The sequence below is a fragment of the Flavobacterium sp. genome, from assembly GCF_025352015.1.
Lineage (GTDB): Bacteria > Bacteroidota > Bacteroidia > Flavobacteriales > Flavobacteriaceae > Flavobacterium.
The window spans coordinates 1-5,740 of the sequence record NZ_JANXUG010000021.1 but is presented as its reverse complement, the minus strand read 5'-3'; the positions used below and the strand labels follow the sequence as shown (position 1 = coordinate 5,740).

Sequence of the window (5,740 nt, the reverse complement as noted above, 5' to 3'; positions counted from 1 at the left end):
AAGATCTTTTCGGCAAAGCGATACTCGATTTCCAGACTCAAAATTCATCTGAAGATTTGATTACGGAAACCAACATTTCGGAAGCGGATGCAATGAGTGTTGGCTATCTTTTCAGAAGTTTCAATGAAATGCCCAAGCTCGAAAAAAAAGCCTTGCAGCTTTGCAAAGGAAAAATTCTAGATGTAGGTTGCGGTGCCGGAAGTCATGCGTTGTATCTACAGGAAAAAGGATTTGACGTTACCGCTATTGATATTTCACCCAATGCAATCAAAGCTTGCCAACTTCGCGGTTTGAAAGCTGCATGCGTTCAGGATATTTTAGAATTTTCAGCCGAAAAATTTGATTGTATTTTAGTATTGATGAACGGCACAGGGATTTTTGGAACATTAGCTGCAACTTCGAAATACCTCCAAAAACTAAAATCGCTTTTGAATCCTAATGGTCAAATCCTGATAGACAGTTCGGATATCATTTATATGTTTGATACAGATGATGACGGAAGTTATTTAGTTCCGGCGGACGGTTATTATGGCGAATTGACTTTTACCGTTAGCTACAAAGGCGAAACCGAAGAACCGTTTCCCTGGCTTTATATGGATAATAATACGTTGCAAAATGCGGCACATGCCAACGGTTTGCAATGCGAACTGATTATGGAAGGTAAACACTTTGATTATTTAGCAAAACTGTTTTAGGATTTATTCTGAATTTATTTAAGGAGCTATTTGCTTCGCCAGTTCGGTCTTTAGGAGCTGTTTCCAGCTATCCACTATATCTTTCACACCTGTCAGGTTTTTAAAAACCTGACAGGTGTGAAAGGATGCCGTTACTATCTGGGCTAGGAAATCTAGAGTTGAATCAAATCTGTTGTATTAATAATTTCTTCTAAATCACTGTATAAAATATCTAAATCTTCTTGAGAATTATACCCGTTGATTGAAAATCGAATATAATAATTCCCATTCAAAGGCATTACCGGAACCTGGATTTTATACTTGTCATACAACATATCCTTCAACTCTGACGGTTTATCTGTATTGATTGGAACGCTCGCCATTTGTCCTAAAAATTCAGCAGTAATTGGAGCAAGTGGTTTTGTATTCAGTAAATCACAAAAGCGTTGGTAATTGTTCAAAACAATCTGCCTGCAGGATTTTGAAACAGCTTTCCAATTGTTTTCTTCTAAAAATTTCACAACTGTTGGTGTACACAAAAAAACCGAAACATCGCGGGTTCCCTGCAATTCGTGATAATCCAAAAACTGGCTTTCGCCCGGCGCCACGCTTTCGTAACCCCAACTTACTACCAAAGGCTCTAAATCATTTTGCAATTTGGGTTTTACATATAAGAATGAACTGCCTTTTGGAGCCAGCATCCATTTGTGCAAGGTTCCTGTGTAATAATCCGGATTTAGTGCTGAAATATTTAAATCGATATGTGCCGGAACATGCGCGCCGTCGACAATGGTAATCAAACCCAATTCTTTAGCCCGGTCACAAATTTCCTTTACAGGAAAGATCAATGCGGTAGCGCTCGACATTTGGTTTAGGAAAATTACTTTAGTGTTTTGATTATAGCCTTTCCAGAATTCTTCAATAACCTGTTCTTTAGACACAACCGGTAAGCTGATATTTTGCCGGATGTATTTTGCTCCTGATTTTTTGCAATAGAAATTCCAGGTCCTGTCCATTGCTCCATACTCGTGATTGGTAGCCAAAATTTCATCTCCGGGATTTAGCTTTATGCTTCGCATAATAACATTAATAGCATACGTTGGATTGGAAGTGAAGAACAAATCCTGTGCCTGGCAACCTACAAACCTAGCTAAACTTTCTCTAGCTATTTTTAAATACTTGGGTTGCTTTTTGGTAATGAACTCAACCGGGTCAGATTCCAATTCTCTTTGAAAACGTTGGTATTCTTCAAAAATGGGTTTAGGACAAGAGCCAAAGGAGCCGTGATTTAAAAAAGTGATATTTTGGTCTAATAGGAATTGTGATTTCATGTTAGATTGTTTAATATCCTGTAGAAGATTGTATAGAAATTGGCAAGCTATAGATACAACGAACCGGGATACCCTGTTGAGTTGCAGGGTTCCATTTTGGACACTTTTTCAGAACTCTGATGGCTTCCTCTTTTGTACCATATCCAATATGTTTTAGCACTTCAATATCTGTTAAGCTTCCATCTGTTTCAACAACAAAGGATACAACTACTTTACCTCTTAGACCTTCTATTTCAGGAACTCTAAAGTTCATACCTATATACTCGTAGAACTTTCTTAATCCTCCGCCAAATTTAGGTTTGGATTCAACTGTCGACATTTCATATATCTTGTCAGAAACAGAATCTGAGCTAGTAATAGGTTTTTGTTCATCATTCTTAATTTCCGTTTGCTTTTGTTCCCTTTCCTTAAAAACCATTGGATATTTAATTTTCACACTAAATGGTTTGCCGTTTTGTTTTGCTGGTTGCCATTTTGGACATTTTTTCAAAACCCTGATGAATTCTGTTGCCGACTCCATATCTAAAATTTGAACAATCCTTATATTGGTTATATTTCCTTCTTCGTCAATAGTAAAAGCAGCTTCTAGCTTTCCTCCTTTTGTTACTTTGGAATAATCAAATTCTTTATTGACATACTCATTAAACTTTTCCATTCCGCCACCATTAAAGACTGGTGAGATGACGTCTGCTGGATAAACATCATTATATTCTCCTCCTTGGCCATAATTTATTTGGCTAAAACACAATATTATAAAAATTAAAATCTTCTTCATAGTCTAAGGAATATTCAAATATTTGTGAGTTTGTAACGACACTCTCCATTTGGGATTATTCATTACATAATCTACAATAAGCGGCGTCATTTCTTCTTTTTTACTCCATTCGGGTTGCAGGAAAAGAATAGCATTAGGGTTTACTTTCGCAGCTTGTTCTTCGGCAAAAATAAAATCATGTTTGTTGTAGATAATCACTTTTAGTTCATTTGCAATCGCATAAGCATCGGCTACCGGTAATTTATTTTTCTTTGGCGAAAGACAAAACCAATCCCAAGTTCCAGAAACAGGATAAGCTCCAGAGGTTTCGATGTGTACTTTTAAGTTATTTTCTTTTAATTTTTGTGTCAGTAATTTCATGTCCCAGGTTAACGGTTCACCGCCTGTCACGACCACAGTATCGGCGTATTTTTTTGCATTGGTAACAATAATCTCGGTAGCAGTTGGCGGATGCAGTTCAGCATTCCAACTTTCTTTTACATCACACCAATGGCAACCCACATCGCAACCACCAATTCTAATAAAATACGCCGCTGTTCCTGTGTGAAATCCTTCGCCTTGAATGGTGTAAAACTCTTCCATGAGCGGTAACATTTCTCCTTTTTCGATCGCTAATTGTACTTCTTTTGATACCATTTTTTGAATAATAATTGGCAAATATAATGATTAGGCAGTGAGTTAATTTGAAAATATGAAAATGGTTTGCAACAAAAAAACCGCCTCAATCAAATTGAGACGGCATTTTTAGTGTTCTATATTAATTAAGTTATCTTTTTATAACCCGTGTAGTTTTTACTTCTCCACCTTGGGTAACCACAACGTTGTATATTCCTGAAGGATAACCAATTCCTATTTTTAATTCTGATATATCGCTCGAATTTAACTCTCGTTCTTCAATTAATTTTCCGGTCATGTCATATACGGCAACTCCAACTTTTTCCTCACTAGTAGTGGTTAAGTTTAAGCTGAAATTATCAGTATACGGATTTGGATAACTGTAAACGGAAAATAGTCTGTTAGCAGCACATACCGTATAATATACTACAAAAGGCGCACTGTAAACTCCCGAAGTGTTACAATTCCCATTTATAAATTTAGCTCTAAAATAATTTTTCCCAGCAACTGCGTTTGTTACAGTATAACTTGGTCCTGATGCACCGCTTATAATCGAATAATCCGAAGATGCTGGGACTGTACCAGAATTCAAAGCGACAACAGCAGTTTCCCAAATAATACTGGTTGCTACATAACCTGTTCTTACATTTAAAATTTTGGTCGTAGAAGTACAAATCGGTGAGGTTGTACTTCCAGAAATTGTGGAGGAACGGATAGATTTAGCAATTGGTACGCCTACTAAAGTTACTGCCACGGTTGTTCGTGGGCTTTCGATGGTATTTACAGTTTGTGACACATAATAATTCCCAGCTACTAGAGCGGTAGATAATGGTAAAACTGATCCCCCTGAAGCAACGTTATACCATTTTAATGCTGTTCCTGTAGCCACCAAATCTGCAACTGTGCCCGATAAACAAATAGATTGTGCAGTAGCCGTTGGTGCTACATTTATGGTTACTGTTACCGATAATCTGGCACTTTCACACGAATTTATTGTTTGGGAAACATAGTAATTCCCCGAAGACAAAGCTGTAGCGGATGTCAACGCAGTTCCTCCAATGGCAACGTTATACCATTGCAATGATGTTCCGCTAGCAATTAAATTTGCCACTGTCGCTGCATTATTAAATATTTGTGATGATGCTGTTGGTAAAGGTGTTGTATTTATTGTTACAGCAAACATTGTTCTTGGACTCTCGCAAGAATTCATCGTTTGTGATACATAATAATTCCCCGTCGTTAACGATGCAATTGATGAGAGTGAGCCACCTCCTGTCGCAACTGAATACCATTGTAAAGCATTTCCCGTTGCTACCAAATTTGAGATAGTGCCTGAATTGCAAAAACTTTGTGGCAAGGCTGATGGCGCAGCTGGCACCAAATTTACTGTTACTGTAACTAATGTTCTGGGGCTCTCACAAGAATTTACGGTTTGTGAAACATAATAATTTGCGTTCAGTACTGCTGTCGATGGTGCTAAAGCCGTCCCACCATTTGAGACTGTAAACCATTGTAAAGATGATCCTGTAGCAACCAAATTAGCAACCGTAGCAGAACTACAGAATTGCTGCGCGGTAGCAGTAGGAGCAACAGTTGAATTAACTATTACCGTAACTAAAATTCTAGAACTTTCACAAGAATTTAATGTTTGTGTGACATAATAATTACCACTTATCAAAGCCGTAGTTGATGACAAAGGTGTTTCACCCGTTGTTACTGTGTACCATTGTAATGCATTTCCAGCTGCAACTAAATTAGCAACAGTTGCCCCGCTGCAAAAAGTTTGTGGAGCTGCTGTTGGTACAACAGTTGTATTTATGGTTACAGCAACTGATGTTCTTGGACTCTCCACCGAATTAACAGTTTGGGTTACATAATAATTTCCAGTGGTTAGAGGTGTGCTTAAACTTAAAGGTGTTCCCCCAGTTGCAACGTTATACCATTGCAAAGAGGTTCCGGTCGCGCCTAGATTGGCAACTACTGCCGAATTACAAAAATTTTGTGAATTAGATAACGGTGCCGTAGGAGTTATACTAACAGTCACGGAAACTAATGTTCTAGCACTCTCACATGAATTAATTGTTTGTGATACATAATATGTACCACTCACTAAAGCCGTGGTTAATGCTAAAGGTACTAGAGTTGATGCATTGCTGTACCATTGTAAAGAAGTTCCTATTGCCACTAAATTAGCAACACTAGCTGAATTATTAAATGTTTGTGATGATGCTGTTGGTGCAGCAGTTGTATTTATAGTAACTCCAACAGTTGTTCTTGCGCTTTCGCAGGAGTTTACAGTTTGTGACACATAATAATTTCCTGTTGATAATGTTGTAGTTGACGCT

5 protein-coding genes are annotated in these 5,740 nt (G+C 37.7%); 1 reads left to right on the top strand and 4 read right to left on the bottom strand.

What is annotated here, in order from left to right; translation table 11 throughout:
• The coding region (locus Q0Q96_RS02490) for a class I SAM-dependent methyltransferase (RefSeq protein WP_293871340.1) at window positions 1–695 on the top strand (695 nt) is incomplete at its 5' end.
• 152 nt (window positions 696–847) lie between these two features.
• On the opposite strand, the gene Q0Q96_RS02485 is transcribed toward Q0Q96_RS02490, so the two are convergent.
• The 4 genes from Q0Q96_RS02485 to Q0Q96_RS02470 all read right to left on the bottom strand — a co-directional run.
• The gene (locus Q0Q96_RS02485) at window positions 848–2,005 is read right to left on the bottom strand and encodes an aminotransferase class V-fold PLP-dependent enzyme (protein WP_293871337.1); all 1,158 of its coding nucleotides are present in this window, start codon (window positions 2,003–2,005) and stop codon (window positions 848–850) included.
• A 10-nt stretch (window positions 2,006–2,015) separates the two neighbouring features.
• Complete coding sequence (locus Q0Q96_RS02480; RefSeq protein WP_293871335.1) at window positions 2,016–2,780, bottom strand: energy transducer TonB; 765 nt, start codon at window positions 2,778–2,780, stop codon at window positions 2,016–2,018.
• A 3-nt stretch (window positions 2,781–2,783) separates the two neighbouring features.
• A complete protein-coding gene (locus tag Q0Q96_RS02475) occupies window positions 2,784–3,416 on the bottom strand; it encodes a 7-carboxy-7-deazaguanine synthase QueE (RefSeq protein ID WP_293871333.1) in 633 nt (210 codons plus the stop codon).
• A 130-nt stretch (window positions 3,417–3,546) separates the two neighbouring features.
• The coding region (locus Q0Q96_RS02470) for a T9SS type A sorting domain-containing protein (protein ID WP_293871330.1) at window positions 3,547–5,740 on the bottom strand (2,194 nt) is incomplete at its 5' end.